The organism is Kitasatospora sp. NPDC057936 (assembly GCF_042887525.1).
In the GTDB taxonomy this organism is placed as follows: domain Bacteria; phylum Actinomycetota; class Actinomycetes; order Streptomycetales; family Streptomycetaceae; genus Kitasatospora.
Genome location: NZ_JBHVPD010000067.1, coordinates 43,078 through 60,263, shown reverse-complemented (window position 1 = coordinate 60,263; position 17,186 = coordinate 43,078). Strand labels below are relative to the sequence as shown.

At 73.8% G+C, this 17,186-nt stretch carries 19 protein-coding genes; 7 read left to right on the top strand and 12 right to left on the bottom strand.

Translation table 11 applies throughout. The features are described 5' to 3' along the window. Positions 1 to 240 precede the first annotated feature (240 nt). A complete protein-coding gene (locus ACFVU9_RS29785; RefSeq protein ID WP_387598610.1) occupies positions 241 to 2,133 on the bottom strand; it encodes a hypothetical protein in 1,893 nt (630 codons plus the stop codon). Between the two features lie 167 nt (positions 2,134 to 2,300). Here ACFVU9_RS29785 and ACFVU9_RS29780 point away from each other — a divergent pair, with 167 nt between their 5' ends. Continuing rightward, positions 2,301 to 2,843 carry a DUF1707 domain-containing protein gene (locus ACFVU9_RS29780; protein ID WP_380443775.1) on the top strand — a complete coding sequence of 181 codons (543 nt, stop codon included), beginning with the start codon at positions 2,301 to 2,303 and terminating at the stop codon, positions 2,841 to 2,843. 21 nt (positions 2,844 to 2,864) lie between these two features. Then, complete coding sequence (locus ACFVU9_RS29775; RefSeq protein ID WP_387598607.1) at positions 2,865 to 3,506, top strand: class I SAM-dependent methyltransferase; 642 nt, start codon at positions 2,865 to 2,867, stop codon at positions 3,504 to 3,506. Positions 3,507 to 3,510: 4 nt separating this feature from the next. Here the strand turns inward: ACFVU9_RS29775 and ACFVU9_RS29770 are convergent, their stop codons facing one another. After that, the gene (locus ACFVU9_RS29770; RefSeq protein ID WP_387598604.1) at positions 3,511 to 3,891 is read right to left on the bottom strand and encodes a hypothetical protein; all 381 of its coding nucleotides are present in this window, start codon (positions 3,889 to 3,891) and stop codon (positions 3,511 to 3,513) included. A 485-nt stretch (positions 3,892 to 4,376) separates the two neighbouring features. Here ACFVU9_RS29770 and ACFVU9_RS29765 point away from each other — a divergent pair, with 485 nt between their 5' ends. Further along, a complete protein-coding gene (locus ACFVU9_RS29765; RefSeq protein WP_387598601.1) occupies positions 4,377 to 4,895 on the top strand; it encodes a hypothetical protein in 519 nt (172 codons plus the stop codon). Between the two features lie 113 nt (positions 4,896 to 5,008). On the opposite strand, the gene ACFVU9_RS29760 is transcribed toward ACFVU9_RS29765, so the two are convergent. The 6 genes from ACFVU9_RS29760 to ACFVU9_RS29735 form a co-directional block, all read right to left on the bottom strand. Beyond that, positions 5,009 to 5,818, bottom strand: a complete 810-nt coding sequence (locus tag ACFVU9_RS29760) for an alpha/beta fold hydrolase (protein WP_380498000.1) — start codon at positions 5,816 to 5,818, stop codon at positions 5,009 to 5,011. Between the two features lie 51 nt (positions 5,819 to 5,869). Further along, positions 5,870 to 6,538 carry a DUF4097 family beta strand repeat-containing protein gene (locus tag ACFVU9_RS29755; RefSeq protein WP_387598597.1) on the bottom strand — a complete coding sequence of 223 codons (669 nt, stop codon included), beginning with the start codon at positions 6,536 to 6,538 and terminating at the stop codon, positions 5,870 to 5,872. 252 nt (positions 6,539 to 6,790) lie between these two features. After that, complete coding sequence (locus ACFVU9_RS29750) at positions 6,791 to 7,669, bottom strand: S41 family peptidase (RefSeq protein WP_387598594.1); 879 nt, start codon at positions 7,667 to 7,669, stop codon at positions 6,791 to 6,793. 43 nt (positions 7,670 to 7,712) lie between these two features. Continuing rightward, positions 7,713 to 8,510, bottom strand: a complete 798-nt coding sequence (locus ACFVU9_RS29745; protein ID WP_387598591.1) for a thioesterase family protein — start codon at positions 8,508 to 8,510, stop codon at positions 7,713 to 7,715. A gap of 75 nt (positions 8,511 to 8,585) precedes the next feature. Next, on the bottom strand, positions 8,586 to 9,359 hold the full coding sequence (locus ACFVU9_RS29740; protein WP_380443760.1) for a GNAT family N-acetyltransferase: 774 nt from the start codon (positions 9,357 to 9,359) through the stop codon (positions 8,586 to 8,588). 51 nt (positions 9,360 to 9,410) lie between these two features. Continuing rightward, positions 9,411 to 9,695 carry a winged helix-turn-helix transcriptional regulator gene (locus tag ACFVU9_RS29735; RefSeq protein ID WP_387598588.1) on the bottom strand — a complete coding sequence of 95 codons (285 nt, stop codon included), beginning with the start codon at positions 9,693 to 9,695 and terminating at the stop codon, positions 9,411 to 9,413. Between the two features lie 58 nt (positions 9,696 to 9,753). On the opposite strand from ACFVU9_RS29735, the gene ACFVU9_RS29730 reads away from it, so the two are divergent. Further along, positions 9,754 to 9,918 (top strand): hypothetical protein, encoded by a 165-nt coding sequence (locus tag ACFVU9_RS29730; protein ID WP_380443756.1) that lies wholly within the window; start codon positions 9,754 to 9,756, stop codon positions 9,916 to 9,918. A 197-nt stretch (positions 9,919 to 10,115) separates the two neighbouring features. After that, complete coding sequence (locus ACFVU9_RS29725) at positions 10,116 to 10,826, top strand: hypothetical protein (RefSeq protein ID WP_380498007.1); 711 nt, start codon at positions 10,116 to 10,118, stop codon at positions 10,824 to 10,826. Positions 10,827 to 10,836: 10 nt separating this feature from the next. Here ACFVU9_RS29725 and ACFVU9_RS29720 read toward each other — a convergent pair whose 3' ends face one another. From ACFVU9_RS29720 to ACFVU9_RS29705, 4 genes are all read right to left on the bottom strand, one after another. Then, entirely contained in the window at positions 10,837 to 11,481 is a 645-nt protein-coding gene (locus tag ACFVU9_RS29720) for a TetR/AcrR family transcriptional regulator (protein WP_387598585.1), read from the bottom strand. Positions 11,482 to 11,767: 286 nt separating this feature from the next. Continuing rightward, a complete protein-coding gene (locus ACFVU9_RS29715; protein ID WP_380443750.1) occupies positions 11,768 to 12,529 on the bottom strand; it encodes an FAD:protein FMN transferase in 762 nt (253 codons plus the stop codon). Continuing rightward, entirely contained in the window at positions 12,526 to 13,002 is a 477-nt protein-coding gene (locus ACFVU9_RS29710; protein ID WP_387598583.1) for an FMN-binding protein, read from the bottom strand. The genes ACFVU9_RS29715 and ACFVU9_RS29710 overlap by 4 nt, the downstream gene beginning before the upstream one ends. An 81-nt stretch (positions 13,003 to 13,083) precedes the next feature. Next, positions 13,084 to 14,421: a ferric reductase-like transmembrane domain-containing protein gene (locus ACFVU9_RS29705; RefSeq protein ID WP_387598581.1), complete on the bottom strand. Its 1,338-nt coding sequence runs from the start codon at positions 14,419 to 14,421 to the stop codon at positions 13,084 to 13,086. 476 nt (positions 14,422 to 14,897) lie between these two features. Here ACFVU9_RS29705 and ACFVU9_RS29700 point away from each other — a divergent pair, with 476 nt between their 5' ends. Both ACFVU9_RS29700 and ACFVU9_RS29695 read left to right on the top strand, forming a co-directional pair. Continuing rightward, complete coding sequence (locus ACFVU9_RS29700) at positions 14,898 to 15,431, top strand: DUF6542 domain-containing protein (protein WP_387598578.1); 534 nt, start codon at positions 14,898 to 14,900, stop codon at positions 15,429 to 15,431. After that, positions 15,424 to 17,091 carry an LCP family protein gene (locus ACFVU9_RS29695; RefSeq protein WP_387598575.1) on the top strand — a complete coding sequence of 556 codons (1,668 nt, stop codon included), beginning with the start codon at positions 15,424 to 15,426 and terminating at the stop codon, positions 17,089 to 17,091. Before ACFVU9_RS29700 ends, ACFVU9_RS29695 begins: the two co-directional genes overlap by 8 nt. Positions 17,092 to 17,186: the final 95 nt, after the last annotated feature.

Sequence of the window (17,186 nt, the reverse complement as noted above, 5' to 3'; positions counted from 1 at the left end):
GTCCCACTCGTCCTTGCTCAGATCTCCCCGCCCCATGACCAGTACAACGAGCCGATCATGCGACGGTCACAAGATCCGCCGTACAGAACCTAGTCCGCGGTCCGGGAGCACGTGCGGGGGGCACGTTCGGGGGCACGTTCGGGGGCACCTGTGGGGTCGCCTGCGGGTCGGCGGGCTACTGGCGGTTCGACGCCGCCGACGCGCACGTGTGCCCGGAACGGCCGAGCGCCCGAGCGCGCCTCAGCCGCGTCCGAAGAACCGGCGCAGGAAGCCCGGTTTCGGCCGCGGTGCGGCCTCGGGCCTCGAAGGTCCCGGCTTCGCGGGCTCGGACGTCCCGTCCGCCTCGCCGGCGACGAAGCGGCGCGCCCGGTCGAGCTCCTCCGCCGGCAACCACGGCGCCGCGAGCGCCAGTTGGCCCACGGACCGCAGGATCGTCACCACCCGGGTGCGGTCCGCCTCCGCGCAGTAGCGCAGCCGCCGCCCGAGCTGGGCGGCGATGTCGGCGCGCGTCCCGGGGTGCGTCCAGCCGATCGCGACGAGCGCGAAGCCGGCCGCCTCGACCACCCAGTCCTCGGGGCCGAGCAGCAGGTCGAGCAGGACGCGGCGGCGGTCGGACCCGGCCCACGGCTGGTCGGTGCGGTGGTGGGCGATGCCCAGGCACGCGAAGGTCTGGACGGCGCGCACCCACAGCTCGGGCTGGTGGGCGAGCAGCGCCCGCCCGAGCTCGTCCTCGCGCGGCGCGGGCGGGTGCGCGAGGACTCCGACGAGGTCGTCGAGCGGCAGCCCGGCGAGCCGGACGGCGTGGTCGTAGGCGGCGGGGACGGTCGGCCAGACGAGTTCGGCGGTGGCCCGGACGAGTTCGGCGCTCGCGGCGGCGGGCGGGGCGACGGCGGGGCGCGGGTCGGTGCCGTCCCAGGTCCAGAGCGTGGTGGTGGGCTCGGCCAGCGGCAGGCGCGGGTCGGGGGTGCCGACCGACTGGTATCCGACGGTGGTGCGCGGCAGCGCGAGGTGGACGGCCAGCAGCGAGCTGGGCGGCTCGACGGTGGAGGCCGTGCAGTCGATCTCGGTGTCGCGCGTGGTGCCGGGCGCCTCCAGCACCTGGTGGAGCACGTTGACGGTCGCCTCGGTGGCGCCGGGGACGAGGCCGAGCCAGGGTGCGCGGTGGCCGAGGCGTTCGAGGAGGTCCTGGGCGTAGTCGTGGTCGGGGTGGGCGCGGTGGTGGTCGGCGAGCGCGAGCAGGTGGGCGGCGTCCCCGTCGACGGCGTGGCGCAGCCCGTGGATCGCCGGTCCGGCCTTGGGGTGGGCGGGGTCGGCCGCGAGGACGCGCTCCAGCCAGGGCAGTCCCTCGGCGGGGCGGCCGAGCGTCCCGTAGAGCTCGGCGACGTCGACGGCGAGGTAGCTGCTGGAGTCGTCCTGGTCCGGCGCGACGCGGCGCAGTTCGGCCTCCCACACGGCGAGCGCCTGCTCCGGGCGGCCGTCGGCGCGCAGGGCGTTGCCGAGCATGACGGACGGCATGTAGCCGGGGGCCAGGCGGTGGGCGTGCTCGGCGAGTTCGACGGCGCGGGCGGTGGTGCCGAGGCGGCGGGTCAGGCCGGAGGCCATCGCGAGGAGCAGGGCGTGGTCGGGGTGGCGGTCCACGACGGCCCGCACGAAGGTGTCGAACGGGCGGACGGCGTCGGCGAGTTCGGCGGGCAGCGGGTCGGGCAGCCCGCCGGAGGCACGGGCGACGGCCTGGGCGACGGCGTCCGGGTCGACCAGGCCCGGCAGGTCCTCGCGGGCCAGCCAGGCGGGCGCCCAGGGTCTGCCGGGGTCGAACTGGACGGCGGAGGCGAGCATGCCGATCGCCGCGTCCCAGTCGCCGGCCGCCGCCTCGACGTGGGCCCGGCAGACGACGGTGCCGAGGAAGACCTGGCCGTCGAGCGGGAAGAGCTCGCGGGCGGCGGCCGGGCCTCCGGCGGCGGCGCACAGCTCGGCCAGGGCCTCGTGCAGCTCGGGCAGTTGAGGGTCGGTGATCATCGCGTCGGCGAGGTGGTCGGCGGCGTGCGGCAGGTCCCCGGAGTCGATCGCCAGGCGGGCGACCGCCACTTCGCCCTCGGCTGCCAGGCGTTCGTCGCCGCCGTCCTTGCGTTCCATGGTCCGATCCCCCGTCGTGCCCGGTATTCCGCTGTGCGCGGTACGCGCGAATATGCGCGAACGAGGTTATCCCGCTTGTCCGACGACATGACGATCACCCCGACGGGGCGTCGCGACGTACCCGGAGGGCCGACTTCCGGCGCCAGGCTCGTTCTAGAGTGGGACTCGTGAGCTCCCTGCCGCAGGAACCCTCGCCCCCGGCCCGCGAAAGCGACCGCGACACCGCCGTCCAGCGTCTCCAAGAGGCGTACGCCGAAGGCCACATCACGCACGAGGAGATGGACGAGCGCCTCGACCGGCTGCTCGTCGCCCGCACCCAGGGCGACCTCGTCCAGGCCCTGGGCCCGCTCCCGCCGGAGAAGCCCGGCACCACCGCCACGATCGGCGCCCTCGGCGGGCGGATCGTCCGGCGCGGCTCGTGGCGGGTGCCGCGCACCCTCAGGGTCGAATCGGCGTTCGCCCGGGTGCACCTGGACCTCTCCAAGGCGGTCATCGAGCATCCGGTGATCGACATCGTGCTGGGCCTCGGCACCGGCCGGGCGAAGATCACCGTGCCCAGGGACGCGGTCGTCGACCTGGACGGCCTGACGAGCGGCTGGAAGGACACCGTCTACCGGCCCCCGCGGAGCACCTCCGGCGGCGGGCCGACGATCCGGTTCTCCGGCGCCATGGGGTACGGGCGGCTGAGGATCCGGCACGCGCGACGCTGAGCGGCACTAGGGTCGTCGCCCGTGCCTGAACTCTCGTCACATCACCAGACCACCGCCGGCGCGTACGACGCCGTCGCCGTCCGCTACGCCGACCTCGTCCGCGACGGGCTCGCGCACCTCCCGCTGGACCGCTCGTTCGTCACCGCCTTCGCGGACGTCGTGCGGTCCGGCGGCGTTCCGGGCCCGGTCGCGGACCTAGGCTGCGGGCCGGGGTACGTGTCCGCGTTCCTGCGCGGGCTCGGCCTCGACGTCTTCGGCGTCGACCTGTCCCCCGCGCTCGTCGGGATCGCCCGCGAGACGTACCCGGGCATCCGGTTCGACGTCGGGCCGATGGACGCGCTGGAGGCGGCGGACGGGTCGCTGGCCGGGGCCGTCTCCTGGTACTCGCTGATCCACACACCTCCGGCGGACGTCCCCTCGTACCTGGGCGAGTTCAGGCGGGTGGTGGCCGCCGGCGGGCACGTCCTGCTCGGCTTCTTCGAAGCCGAGGGGGACCCGGTGACGCCGTTCGACCACAAGGTGACGACGGCCTACCGGTGGCCGATCGACGAACTCGCGCGGCTCGCGGGCGAGGCGGGGTTCACGGAGGTCGGCCGGATGCTGCGGGAGCCCGGCGAGAACGAGCGCTTCCGGCGCGGGCACCTGCTGCTGCGGGCCGTGTAGCGACTCACCCCTGCGCGGCCTCGACCTCGACCTCGACCTGGATCGGCGGGAGGGGCTGCGCGGGGCGGGGCTTCGGCTCGGACAGGGCGCCGGCGAGCAGGAGCCCGAACCCGACCAGTTGGAAGGGCAGGGTGAACAGCGGGACCAGGTTGGCCCCCAGGACCGGATCGGTGGCGCGGATCAGCGGTTCCAACCAGAGCGTCAGGGCGACGGTGGAGACGACCGGCGCGAGTGCCATGACCAGGCAACCGGCCATGGCGAGGCGGGCGTTGCGGCCCCTCTTGCGGATGTGGTTCGCGGCGACGACGGCGCCCACGAGGGGCGTCAGGACGTCGACGGCGATGACGCCCAGGCCGATGAGGCCGGCGGTGAGTTGATCGCTCAAGGGGTTCCGATCCGGGTGCGGGACGGGGGCGGCGCGAAGATATCGGGCCTGGGGTGGGGAGTACAGCGGTTATCGGGCCGGAGGGCGGAGCGCCGCCCCGGCAAACCGGTCGCGTGCCCGGTGCGGAACTTCGTAGGATCGCGGACAGCGGGACCGCGCAATCCCGCAGGATGCGGCCCGTGGCAGAGCGGCCCATTGCAATCGATGCACCGGAGGCCCCCCGTGCATCGATCCGCGGAGGAGGAGCGGCCCTGCTCCGAGTCTGCCCGTGGGTTCGAATCCCACCGGTTCCCGCATCCGCCCCGATCTTTCGACGGCGCAGGAAGTCGGCTGGATCGACTTCCTGCGCTTTTCCGTCGGCCTGGCCGGGGCGGGGCCACCGCCAGGCTCCGGACCCTCGTCCTCGGGGCCGAGGCCGGGGAGTTCGACCACCTGACCTGAGGCCCGCCCCTCGGTCCGCACAGCCGGGGGGTATCTTCCCGATCATGAACAGAGTCCGAGCCACCAGGCTCATCGGGTCGAGCTTCGGGCTCGTCTTCGTCCAGGCCAACGCCGGCGCCCTCCCCGAACCCGTCTCCGTCCCCCTCCGGGTCCTCGCGGTCGCGGCCTTCCTCTTCCTCGGTCTCTTCAACCGCCGACCCGCTCCCGAGGCGACCACCGCCCCCGCACCCCGGTTCGGTGGTCGCTACTGGCTCGTCGCCGCCGCCGAAGTGGTGGGCATAGCCGCCGGCCTCGCTGTCATCAACAAGGCCTTCCACACGCCCACCGCCACCGTCGGCTGGATCGCCTTCGTCGTTGGCGTCCACTTCTTCGGCCTCGCGACCGCCTGGAGCCGCCCCCAACTCCGCGTCCTCGGCGGCTCGATGGCAGCCTGCGGCGCCATCGGCATGACCCTGGCCTTCCTCGGCGCCCCCGCAGCCGCCGTCTCCACCGTCGCCGGCATCCTCCCCGGCGTGTTCCTCTTCGCCTCGGTCTGGTGGTCCAGCCGGCCTCAACCGAGCTAGGGACTCGCCCTCTTCTCCAAGAAGTGCCGAAGCCGAAGGCACTGGGTGTGAATCGCTCGGTCGGGGCGCAGGAGTCCCGCAGCTCCGGATGGACGGCGGACCGCTCGCACCGCTCATGCAGCCTGGCGGTCGCGGGTGGTGGCGAGCTCGCGGGCCGCGGCGGCGACGGCGCGGAAGTCCTTGCGGAGGATCTTGGAGTGGTTGCTCGGGACCTTGGCGCTGACCTCGATGTTCGGGTTGCGGGCGAGCACCGGTTCGAGGTTGGCGCGGAACTGCTCGATGTCCTTCTCCTTGGCACCGAGGTTGCCGCCGGTGGCGACCACGTAGCGGGTCGGTGCGGTCAGGCGGTCGAGGACCGGTTCGAGGGCGGTCGGCGCGCAGAGTTCGATGGCCTGGAAGTTGATGTCGGCGTGCTGGGCGGCGTTCATCCGGGCGGCCATGCCGAGCGGGCGGCAGATCGGGAAGAGCGGGCTCAGGCGGCGGAACAGCTTGCGGATCTTGGCCCGCGCCGCGTCGTCGAGCCAGCCGCTCGGGCTGGGCATGGCGCCGTCGACAGAGACCACGCCCGCCACGCGCCCGGGGTTGCGGGCGGCCCAGTTCACCGCGACCAGTGCGCCGTACGACCAGCCCACCAGGATCGGCCGTTCCACGCCCCGCGCCGCCAGCACCGCGTCGACGTCGCGCAGGCACGCCTCGAACGAGTAGTCCGCCGACCGCGCCGACTTGCCGCGGGCCCGCTCGTCGAAGGTGATGTGCCGGTAGCCGGGGCCGAGTTCGGCGATCACGCGCCGCCAGTGCGACTGGTCCGCGTAGGACCCGTTCAGGTAGACCACCGGAGTGCCGGACCCGCCGGTGTCGGTGACGGCCAGGGCGGTGTCCTCGACCTGCACCATGCCGGTCCAAGCAGCGTGGTTGATGCTCATGGTGTGCCTCGTTTCGGAAAGTTCGGACGTGGTCGGGACGGGCGGGGCGGTTCAGATGCTGCGGGCGGTGATGTCGCCGTAGGCGGTGGTCGCCCGGACGCGCAGGTCGGCGGTGCCCTCGGCGTTCCGGAGCGAGTTGTGGATCCGGCCGTAGGAGGTGCCGGCGTCCAGCGAGGCGGACACCCCACGGGCGGCACCGACCGAGATCTCCCCGGACTGCGTCTCCAGCACGACCTCGCCGCGCACCGCCTCGCCGATGCGGATGTCGCCCTGCTGGGCGGTGACCGTGGCCGGACCGTTCAGACGGCCGACGGTGATGTCGCCAGCCTGGACGGTGAGCCGGGCCTCGGCGACCTCGGCGAGCTCCACCGTGGCCCGAGCGCCCTCGAACGCGACCTCGCCGAGCCGTCCCACGCCGCGCAGTTCGGCGTCGGCCGCCTTCGCCTCGACGCGGGATCCGGACGGCAGGTGGACGGTGACCTCGACCGAGCCGGAGTTGCCGAGCATCCGGCTCTCCGCCTCCCGGGCCACGATCCGCAGGACACCGTCGGCGTACCCGACCTCGATCCGCTCGGCCGCCTTCACGTCACGGCCCTTGGCGGCGTCGGCCGGCCGGACCTCGACGGTGGTCTCGGCGCGGTCGGCCGCGATGAGACGGATGCGGCCCGCGGGGACGTCGAGGACGGCGGCGACCGGGGCGGGGGTGGCGAACGTCTGCATCGTCTTCTCCTTCGATCAGCGGCGGGGCCTGGTTACCCTCGCCGTTTCTGACGATGGAAAAGCTACGTTGCTTTCTAGTTAGCGGCAACACATTCGTTGCGAGAAACTGCCATCACAGCAGGTCAGAGCCAATAAATCGTTGCAGAGCCCCTGAAGAGTAATGCAACGAACAGGTCGGATCGTTGCAATGCGACGCAGGTGAACGCTACGCCCCGGGCGTCGGCGGCCGGCCGACAGCCGGGGCGCGGGACCTCACCGCAGGAGGTTCAGGGCGGCCTCCAGGGCATCCTCGGCCGGGACCTTCACGTCGGGCTCCACGCCGACGCCCTCCCAGTTCGTGCCCGTCACCGGGTTGATCGAGCGGGCCGTCGGGACCGTCACCATCACGTGCGGGGCCACCGGGATGCGGGCCGTGGGGTGGGCGCCTCCCCTGGTCGTCTCGCCGACCAGCGTGCCGCGCTTCAGTGTCTTCAGGTTGTAGGCCAGTTCCTCTCCGCCCGAGAACGTGAAGTCACTGGTCAGCACGACCACCCGGCGGTCCAGGTAGCGCGGCGCGGCGAGGTGGCCCAGCGTCCAGTACTGCCGGATGCTGTCCGTCTTCCGCTCGTAGATGTCGTTGAGGTGCACCTCGTCGTTCGCGAAGAGGTAGCTGCACCACAGCTGCACGCCCTCCGGCGCCCCGCCGGCGCACTCGCGCAGGTCGATGATCAACGCCTCGGTCGGCGCCAGCAGTTGCATCGCCGCCGCGAACGCCGGGCCGCCGAGCTCCGCCGGGGCGATCATCCGGAGGTCGAGGTAGCCGATGTTGCCGTCCAGCTGTTCCACGCGCCGCACGCCGTAGTTGTTCGCCCGCGCGTACTGGGCGAACCGCTCCCGGGCGACGCTCTCCGGCTCCTCGTCCATCGACTGCGGCTCCTCGCTCCACAGCAGCCGCAGGTGCTTGTCGGGACACACCGCTTGCAGGTCCCGCGTCACCTGCTCGCACAGCTCCTGCTCGGGCAGGCCCTCGTACGCGCCTTCGGCCAGCCGGCCGCGGATCGCCGCCTCGATCGCCGCCGTCTTCTCGGGGTACACGTAGCCGGCGGTGATGCGGGCGAGGGCGGCGTCGAGTATCGCTTCATGAGTGGTCATTCGCGCGATGGTAGGTCTCCGCCGACCGAACACCCAGCGGTTTTCACGCCCCCGGCGAGACCCCCAGCGACCGCACGGTGAGCGACTGCTGCGCGGAGCCCACCGGGCCGTGGACGTCGTGCAGGACCGTGCTGGTCAGGCCGTGCCCTGTCGGGCCGAAGGTGACGGTCGTGTCCATCCCCGTCCAGCGGCCCCCGGGCTGCCGGTGCAGGTGGATGGTGAGGTCCACGTTCGGGAACATCCACTCCGTGTGGTCCTGCCGCACCGCGATCCCGTTCGCCGTGTCCACCAGGGCGACGAACGACGCGAGCGGGCCGATCTCCTCGCCCGCCACCAGCCCGACCTCACTGCCGATCCAGGCCTGGGCCCGGCCCTGCGCCAGCTCCCGGCGCCGGACGTCGATCGACGCGATGTAGCCGCCGTCCCACAGCTCGCTCATCGGCCACGGCTCGAACTCCCCTGGCCCGGCGAGGGGTTCGACCGGGCTGCCGGCCACGGCCGACGTGTCGGAGGTCGCCAGGTACCAGGCGCGGGCGCGGATCACCGCCCGCTCCCCTATGACCAGGACCGCCTCCACCAGCTCGACCGTCCGCCCCGGCCGGATGGTCTCGACGGTGATCTCGCACTCGTCGACGGCGAGCCGGCCCAGGATGTCGAAGGCGATCCGCGACAGCGCCAGTCCGCCCGCCGCGCCCGTCTGCGCCCGGTGCCGCTCGATCGCGTGGACGACGAGGCCGCCCACCGGGCTGAAGTGCAGTTCGTCGTCGTTCCAGGCGCCGCCCGCGTGGACGGTGGGCTTGAAGCGACGCTCGCCGGTGCGCTCGAAGTAGCTGTCGTTCACGCTCGCGATCGTAGGCGCCCGAACATCCCCCCGGAACGGTGACGATCCCCACACCCCCCGCGCGACCCCCGCAGCTCAGCGCGCCGCGACCACCAGCTCCTCGAACGTGGCGGTGGTGGTGAATCCCAGCTGCTCGTAGAGGTGGATAGCCGGGGCGTTGTCCGTGCGCACGTTGAGGCCGATGTGTGCGGCCGTCCTCGCGAGGCGGCGGCACAGCGCGGTGACGCAGGCGCGGGCGAGGCCCCGCCCCCGGGCGTCCGGGCGGGTGGTCACGTTGCCGAGGACGGCGACGCCGTACGCGGCGGAGTGGACGTGCACGCCGGCCGTGGCCAGCAGCCGGCCGTCCGCACCACGGAGGCCGACGTAGCCGCCGCCGAGCACGAGCCGCTCGTCGAACCAGGACTCGGGGTAGGCCTCGGCGAGGAGCGTGCGGAGGTCGGGGACGTCGTCGCCGGTCAACAACGCGGACTCGAAGGCGGGTTCGGGGAGCGAAGGCCCGTCCGGGAGCATCATGCGAAGCAGCGTCGAACGGTGCTCGACACCGAAGTCCGGCGCCAGGGCGCGGTGAGCCCCCACCGGCAGCATCGCCGTGAAGCGGCGCGGCAGGAACGGGCGCAGCTCGCCCAGGAGCGCTTCGAGCGCCGGGACGTCGGCCGGGCGGGCAAAGGCGAGCAGGACCGGGATGCCGCCGCCCGTGTAGAGCAGGGCCACCGGGCCACCGGTCGTGTACCAGGTGGTGTTGGGCCACAGCGTGTCGTCGAGGTCGCCGAGTTCGAAGAGGTGGAGCGCCGGGTCGGCCAGGAAGCGGGCGGCGAGGGCGGACCGGTCGTGCAGGCTGATGAGGGGCACTCGGTGAGGATACGGACAACCGCCGCGCCCGCTCGGTCGGGTTCGCACGCGTCACGCCGGGAGGAAGCGCGCCCCCGGCCCCGGGGCCCGGTAGACCTCGCCGGACGGCAGGTGGGTGTGGCCGGCGGCGCATTCGAGGACGAGGGCGACCGGCTCGTCGCAGGGCTCCTCGTCGCCCGCGGCCGCGTGCCGGACGACGACGCCCGGGCCCTCCTCGTCGGCGAGGTACTTGTCGCCCCACTCCAGCAGCGCGAGCAGCGTGGGCCGCAGGTCCGTGCCCTTCGGTGTCAGCCGGTACTCGAAGCGCTGCCGGTCGCCGGGCGTCGCCGACGTCACCGAGGCGATCCTCGACGCGGAGGAGGGGGCCTGGCCGCGCGACCCCGGCCGGATCTGGGTGTTCCCCACCGAGGTCCCGGAAGGGCACTGGGGGACCGCCGGGCAGGTCAGGCCCCTCGCGGCGATCCTCGCCCGGCTCACCGGGGGCGACCGCGCGCGGGCCGGCGCACTCGCCGCGCAGCGGCTCGCGGCCAGCCGGGCCGAGCACGCCGCGCTGCCGTAGAGGTCCAACAACGCGGCGGGAGCGGGGTGTTCGGCACCCCGCTCCCCCGCACCGGGCCGTGTCCCGGTATGGTCGCCGGGCTGTCACGGCGTGGTCAAAAGGCCGTCAAAGCCGTGGTGCCCGTGCGCCGGCGTGCGCTATCAACGTTCACCGAGAGGACCGCCGACCGACGGTCCACGAGCACGGGGGAACGACACGTGAACAGCTCCGCCTCCAGTACGGGCATGCGCGCGCTCGCCGGCCTCGCCGTCGTCGGCGTGCTGACGCTCACCGCCTGCAACGACAACTCGTCGTCCGACACGGCGAAGACCGCCGCACCCGCCGCCCCGACGACCGCGGCCCCGGCGACCACCGCGGCCGCGCCGTCCGCCACCCCGAGCGCCGCCGCGCCGACGACCCCGGCCGCCGCGCCCACCGCCTCCGCGCCCGGGGGCGCCCCGGCCGCCGGCACCGGCAAGGACGCCGCAGCCGGGACCACCGCCAAGATCGGCGACACCGTCCAGGTGCCGTTCAGCTCCGGCAGCACCAAGGGCAGCATCGCCATGGCCGTCACCTCGATCGAGCAGGGCACCCAGGCCGACCTGGACAGCCTCAAGCTCGGCGACAAGGCCGCGGGCATGGTGCCGTACTACATCCACTACAAGTTCACCAACGTCGGCACCACCGACCTGTCCAACAGCACCCTGACCCACATCAGGGGACTCCAGCCGGACGGCTCCGGGGCGCAGGGCGTGGCGATCTTCACGTCCTTCCCGAAGTGCACGGCCAGCCCGATGCCCCCGGGCTTCACCAACGGCCAGTCCGCCGTCGGCTGCTTCGTGTCGCTCGCGCCGGCGGCCTCCAAGGTCGCGGGCGCCGAGTACTCGGCCGACCCGTACACCATCGGCAAGGGCGTCGTCTGGAAGTGACGCCCCCGGTCTACGGGGTGCCCGCGGGCACCCCGTAGACCTTCAGGAACGCGTCGACCCCGACGGCGGCGATCCGCCCGACCTCCTGCTCCGGCACCGGCAGCGCGCCCCAGAAGGAGCGGTCGGCCACGCCGTGGAAGGTCAGCAGCGTGAACTGCTCGGCGGCCAGGGCCGGATCGTCGACCGCCAGCAGCCCGCGGGCGGCCAGGGCCGTGAACCTCTCGGCGAGGTCGCGCAGCGAGGCGATCGGGCCCGCCTCCAGCCACGCCTCGAGGACGTCCGCCGGGATGTTGGCCACCTCGGCGCGGATCGCGCGGCCGAGCGCGCCGTGATCGCCCGCGGACAGGACGGCGTGCGCGCGGTCGACGGCGAAGTCGGTGAGGTCCTGCCGCAGGTCGACGATCTTCCCGAGGCGGCGGTCGGCCAACTCGCGGATCGTGCCGGCCAGTTCGGCGGAGCTCGTCAGGGCGACCGACAGGAAGAGCGTCTCCTTGTCGGCGAAGTGGTTGTACACCGTGCGCTTCGAGACGCCGGCCTCCGCCGCGATCGCGTCCATGCTCGCGCGGACGTACCCCTCGCGCCCGAACACCGCCGTCGCGGCCCGCGTGATGGCCACCCGCTTCTCCGGGCGCCCTGCTCCGCTCGTCACCGCCACGGCGACTCCTGTCCTGAGTGGGAAACTAGCCGGTGCAGTGTACAGCAGTGGGGCGAGGGCCGGGACGCGGCCGGCCGGGGAAGCCCTGCCGGGGGCGAGGGCCGGGCGGGGGCGGGGGCCGGACGAGGGCGAGGGCCGCGGCCGGAAGCCGGCCCGACGGGACCGGCCGCGCGGCGCGGCGGGGCCCCGGCCGGGCGGGGTGTGGCCGGGGCCGGCGGTGGGGCCACGGGTGCCGCCGGGCGGCAGGTGCGCCTGCGGCGGCGGGCTTCGGGCCGCTCCTCCCCCGTCATCCGACCGCCCGCGCCGCGTCCGTGCGGGCCGGGAAGCCCGGGGTCCACCGGGTGGCGCCGGTCGGCAGGACGGCGAGCGCCTCTATCCCCGGCTGGGCGGCCGCCCAGGCGAGGCCCCGGTCGGGACCCATCGCGAAGGCCGCCGTCGTCCACGCGTCGACGCGCGCCAGCCGTTCGCCGACCAGGGTCAGCGAGGCGAGGCCCTGCGCCGGTCTCCCCCGGTACGGGTCGACGATGTGGGCGCCGCGCTCGGCGGTGCCCGAGGTCGCCACCGCGACGTCGTTCCCGGTGACCACGGCGACCACCTCCCCCGGCCGCAGCGGGTCCGCGATGCCGACCCGCCAGGGCCCGCCCGCCGTCTGGACGTCGCCGCCGCCGCTCACGCAGTGCCGCCCGTAGCCGGCCTCCCGCAGGGCCCGCGAGGCCTCCTCGACCGCCCAGCCCTTGACCCAGCCGCTCGGGTCGAGCACCCCGCCGGGCCGCATGGTGAAGAAGCCGTCCGTCTGCGCCGCCACCTCGCGGCAGCGGGCCAGCACCTCCGCGACCTCGGGGTCGCACGCGCCGAGGGCGATCTCCCCGCGCTCGAACCGGTTGATGTCGCTGTCCTCCCGATAAGGGGAGAAGACCTCGTCGATCCGGTGCAGCCGCACGACGATCCGGGCGAGCAGGTCCTCCAGTTCCCGGCCGCCGCCGTGAACGGCGAAGGAGAAGACCGTCCCCATCACGTGCTCGGCGTGCCTGCGCACCCCCGCCGTCATGAGCCCGCCTTGTCGAGGGCGCTCTGCAGCGAGCGGGTGTAGCCGTCGCTGGTGTAGGTAGCGCCGGAGACGACGTCGATCGCGGCGCTCTGGGCCGAGATGGCCTCCTGGTTGAGCACCGGCAGGGCGTAGCTGTTGATGGACCGGTCCCGCCCGCTCTCGCTCGGGTACCTGACCACGTCGATCCTGGTGATCTTCTTGCCGGCGAGGGTCACCTTGACCTGGACCGGCCCGTACCGGGTGTCGACGGAGTCCCCGGTGATCGCGCGGGTGCCCGAGGTGTCCGAGGCTTGCGCGGGCGGCGCCGAGGAGGTGCCGGACGTACCACCGGAGCCGCCCGAGCCGCCCGAGCTGCCGGAGCTGCCGGAGCTGATCGGGGCGGCGGCGCTCGCGGCGCCCTGGTGCGGCTTGAGCGACAGCAGCAGGATCACGCCCGCGGCGGTGGCGCTGCCGACGACGACGGCTCTGCGCACGGTGGGTACTCCCCTTGCTCGTCGGGAACGGTCGGGAACGGTCAGGGACTTGGGGCTTCGGGGACTTCGGGGCAGGGACGGTCAGAAGCCGAAGGCCTCGTGGTGGATCCGGCGCACGCCGGCCGCGCGCAGGGCCCGGACGGCGTCCGCGGAGAACTCCTCCGGGCCGCAGAGGAACACCTCGTGCCGGGCGAGGTCCGGGACGAGCCGGCGCAGCACGGCCCCGAGGTCGCCGACCTCGGCGCGGGTGCCGACCACCGGGTGGACGGCGGCGCCGCGGCGGGCGGCGATCGCGGCGAGCTCGTCCTGGAACAGCAAGTCCTCCGAGCGGCGGGCCCGTTGGACCAGCGTCACCTGGCCCGGCAGCGTCTCGAACAGCGCCCGCAGCGGGGTGATGCCGACCCCGGCCGCCAGCAGCAGCACCTTGCGCCGCCGCTGTCGCCGCCCGGTGAACGCGCCGTACGGGCCCTCGGCCCGCACCGGGGTGCCGGGCTCCAGCTTCGCGACGGCGGCGCTGTGCTCGCCGAGGTCCTTGACGGTGAAGCGCAGGAAGGGCGGGCGCACCGGCGCGGACAGCGAGTACGGGTTGGCGGTCCAGCGCAGGCCGGGCGCCTTGAACTCCAGGCGGAAGAACTGCCCGGGTTCGGCCCGCAGCCGCTCCACCTGCTCACCGACGAGGAACACCGACACGACTCCGGGGCCCTCCGGCCGCACCTCGGCCACCCGCAGCCGGTGCCGCCGGTCGCGCAGGTAGGGCAGCGCCAGCCGGTACCAGCCGAGCACGGCGAGGGTGCCCAGGTAGAGGGCGTACCAGGCCGGGCGGGCGGGGCCGTCGCCGAGGTCGGCGCCGGTGGTGAGCTGGTGGCCGAAGGCGAGCGCGACGGCGAGGTAGGTGGCCAGGTGCAGGTAGTACCAGGCGTCGTAGCCGAGGCGGCGGCGGGCGATCCGGGCGGAGAGCGCGCCGGTGGCCAACAGCAGGAGCGTCCCGGCGGTGGCCTTGAGCATGTCGGGGTAGTGGAGGACGATGTCCACGCCCTCCCCCACCACCCCGCGCCCGTCGGTCAGCGCGTAGCCCCACACGATCGTGAGGACGTGCACGGTGACCAGGCCGACCAGGTAGCGGCCGCCGAAGCCGTGCCAGCGGGCGAGCCGGTCGGCGCCGACCTCCCGCTCCAGCAGCGGGATCCGGGCCATGAGGAGCAGCAGGACGGGCGCGGCGTACCCGGCGAGCAGGCCGGAGATCCGGCCGGCCCCGCTCAGCCAGCCCGCGGCGCCGGACACGAAGGCCGTGTCGCGCCACCACAGGGCGAGCACGCCGAGCGCGCCGAGGGCGACGGCGGCGAGCACCGCGCCGGGGACGAGCTCCTCCGGAGCCCGGTGCCAGACCGCCGCGGGCGGCGGTGTGACGGTGGCGGCCATTGCGCGCCCCTCCTCTCGCCTCCGGGTGCCTCTCGGGGAGCGCCATTGTGCTGGCGGGAATTCAACGAGGCCTGAGCCCGCCGTCCGCCGTGCCCGCGAACGCCCCCGAACGACCCGGAAAGCCCGGCATCACCGCAGGTCAGGAGCGTCTTTTCGGGAAGCGCTTTTCTCACCGCCTTCTCATCCGCGACAATCGGCGCCACGGCCGACGGCGCCCGGGCGGGGAAGTCGCCGGGAGACCGCGGAGAGCCCTCGGCCCGAAACCTGCGCCGAACAGGGGTGCTATATGCTGCGCTCGATCTCTACACCCGTGTAGAGGAAACCTGTACGCGAGCCTGCCCCCGACCGACAGCGGGAACCGGCCGGCCGAACGCCGACGTCCAGTCATCGACAGCGACCACGACGCCGTCCCGCCGAGGGACCGGGTGAGGCCGCCGCCGTGGCACACGGGCGCGGCAGACACCGGGGGTGAGTGCGTGGCTGGAAGACGAGGACGGACGTCCTCCGCCCAGGAACCGGAACGGCGGCCGGGACGGCCCGCGGCTCCCGAGCCGTCCGCGGCCCCCGGGCGCGGCGCGGCGGCCGGACGGTCCGCCGCGGCGGGCCGGAGCGCCGCACCGGCGCGGAGCCGCCGCCCCGGCGGCGCCCTGCTGCCCGCGGTGCTGGCCCTCGTCCTGCCCGCGCTCGGCGCGGCCGTCGACGAGCTCTCCGGCCCCGGCATGGGTTTCGCGTTCGCGGCCGGCGCCGTCCTCGGGACGGGCCTGGCGGCGGCGCTGAGCACCCGCAACGGCTGGTGGTGGGTGCTGTGCGCCTCGCCGCTGGTCGTCCTCGGCGTCACGGCCGCCGCCGAACTGGCGGCCGACGGCGACGCGTACAAGGGCAAGGCGCTGGCGACCGGCTCCGCGAAGTGGGTCGTCCACGGCTTTCCCGTGATGGCCGCGGCCGCAGGGGCGGCCGTGCTGGTGATCGTGGTCCGGGTGGTCCTGGACGGGAGGAAGCACCATGGCTGAGAACCCCGCCGGCGGCGAGGGCCGCGGCGCGGCCCGACGCGCCGCGCAGACCCCGAAGACACCGGCCGCGCGCCGGTCGCCGCTGCTCATCGCCGGCCGCACGGCGGCCGTCTCCACGGCGCTCGCGGTCTTCGTGTCCAGCGGCGTGGTCTGGTACGAGTACACGTCACTCACCGACGGCATGACGACGTCCAACGCCATCGCCGAGACGAAGAAGGACGCGCCCAAGCACCTGGACAACTCGGTCAACCTGCTGCTGATCGGCCTCGACAGCCGCAAGAACATGGACGGCACCGACCTGCCCCCGGAGTTCGTCCAGGACGAGCTGCACGCCGGCCACAGTTCCGACATCGGCGGTTACAACACCAACTCCCTGATCCTGCTGCACATACCGGCGGGCGGCGGCAAGGTCCAGGCCGTCTCCATCCCCCGCGACGACTACGTCATGACGTTCAAGGGCGACGGCACCCAGATGGGCATGGCCAAGATCAAGGAGGCCTACGGCAACGCCAAGGACAAGGCCACGCCCGCGCTCCAGGCCAAGGGCCTCAAGGGCGCGGACCTGGAGAAGGCCGGCCGCGACGCCGGGCGCGCGGCGACGATCCGCACCGTCCAGACCTTCCTGGACCAGCCGATCGACCACGTCGCCGAGGTCAACCTGATGGGCTTCTACGACATCGCCAAGGCGGTGCAGCCGATCGACGTGTGCCTCACCCACGACACCAAGGACCCGGCGATCGAGGGCCAGGGCTCCGGCGCCGACTTCCACAAGGGCATCAACCACCTCAACGCCTCCCAGGCGCTGTCCTTCGTCCGCCAGCGGCACAACCTGGACGGCCCGGACGGGAACTCCGGCGACTTCGCCCGCACCCACCGCCAGCAGGCCTTCATCTCGTCCGTCACGCACAAGCTCAAGCAGGACGGCATCATCAGCGACCTGGGCAAGCTCAAGGACCTCTTCGGCGTCGTGCAGAAGGACCTGGTCATCGACAACCAGTGGAACGTCCTCGACTTCGCCCAGCAGGCGCCGGCCCTGACCGGCGGCAACGTCGAGTTCAACACCCTCACCTTCGACGGCTTCGGCAAGAAGAACGGCCAGGACGTCAACCTCGTCACCCCGTCCAAGATCCAGAAGGTGGTCAAGCAGGTGTTCGGCTACGCCGACGCCTCCGCACCCGCGCCCGCACCCGGCGGCGGCCCGGGTGACTCGCCCACCACCGAGGCGGCCCAGCCCGCCCAGGCGCCGACGACGCCCGCCGCGGCCGAGGCCGCCACGGTGAACGTCTACGACGCCTCCCCCGTCAAGGGCGCCGGCGCGTCGGAGTCCAAGGCGCTCGTGGCGATGGGCTTCAAGGAGGGCAAGGTCCTCCAGGCGACGTCCAAGCCGAAGACCACCACCGTGGTCTACGGCAAGGGTGCCAAGGACGCCGCCGACCAGATCGCCGCCCGCTACGGCGTGACCGCCACCGAGTCGGCCTCCTCCTCGCCCGGCCACGTCACCGTCACCCTCGGCACCTCCTTCACGGGCGCGGCCGGCGACAAGCCCGCCGCCCCGGGCGCCGGCGCCTCGCAGGCTCCGGCCGACCCGGCCGCCGCCCTGCCGATGCAGGGCCCCGGCGTCGACGCCCAGTCCGACGGCGGCATCCCCTGCGTCTACTGACGCACCCCACCCACCGCGCCGAAGGCGGGGCTCCCACCCGGGAGTCCCGCCTTCGGGCGTTTGCGGCCGACCCCTCGACACTTTCTCTGTACTAT

What these genes read in the sequence shown, in the direction of transcription:
- ACFVU9_RS29705 (WP_387598581.1), bottom strand. Translation starts at nt 14,421, where the DNA reads ATGGCCGCCACCGTCACACCGCCGCCCGCGGCGGTCTGGCACCGGGCT.
- ACFVU9_RS29755 (WP_387598597.1), bottom strand. Translation starts at nt 6,538, where the DNA reads ATGCAGACGTTCGCCACCCCCGCCCCGGTCGCCGCCGTCCTCGACGTC.
- ACFVU9_RS29715 (WP_380443750.1), bottom strand. Translation starts at nt 12,529, where the DNA reads ATGACGGCGGGGGTGCGCAGGCACGCCGAGCACGTGATGGGGACGGTC.
- ACFVU9_RS29785 (WP_387598610.1), bottom strand. Translation starts at nt 2,133, where the DNA reads ATGGAACGCAAGGACGGCGGCGACGAACGCCTGGCAGCCGAGGGCGAA.
- ACFVU9_RS29765 (WP_387598601.1), top strand. Translation starts at nt 4,377, where the DNA reads ATGAACAGAGTCCGAGCCACCAGGCTCATCGGGTCGAGCTTCGGGCTC.
- ACFVU9_RS29695 (WP_387598575.1), top strand. Translation starts at nt 15,424, where the DNA reads ATGGCTGAGAACCCCGCCGGCGGCGAGGGCCGCGGCGCGGCCCGACGC.
- ACFVU9_RS29760 (WP_380498000.1), bottom strand. Translation starts at nt 5,818, where the DNA reads ATGAGCATCAACCACGCTGCTTGGACCGGCATGGTGCAGGTCGAGGAC.
- ACFVU9_RS29750 (WP_387598594.1), bottom strand. Translation starts at nt 7,669, where the DNA reads ATGACCACTCATGAAGCGATACTCGACGCCGCCCTCGCCCGCATCACC.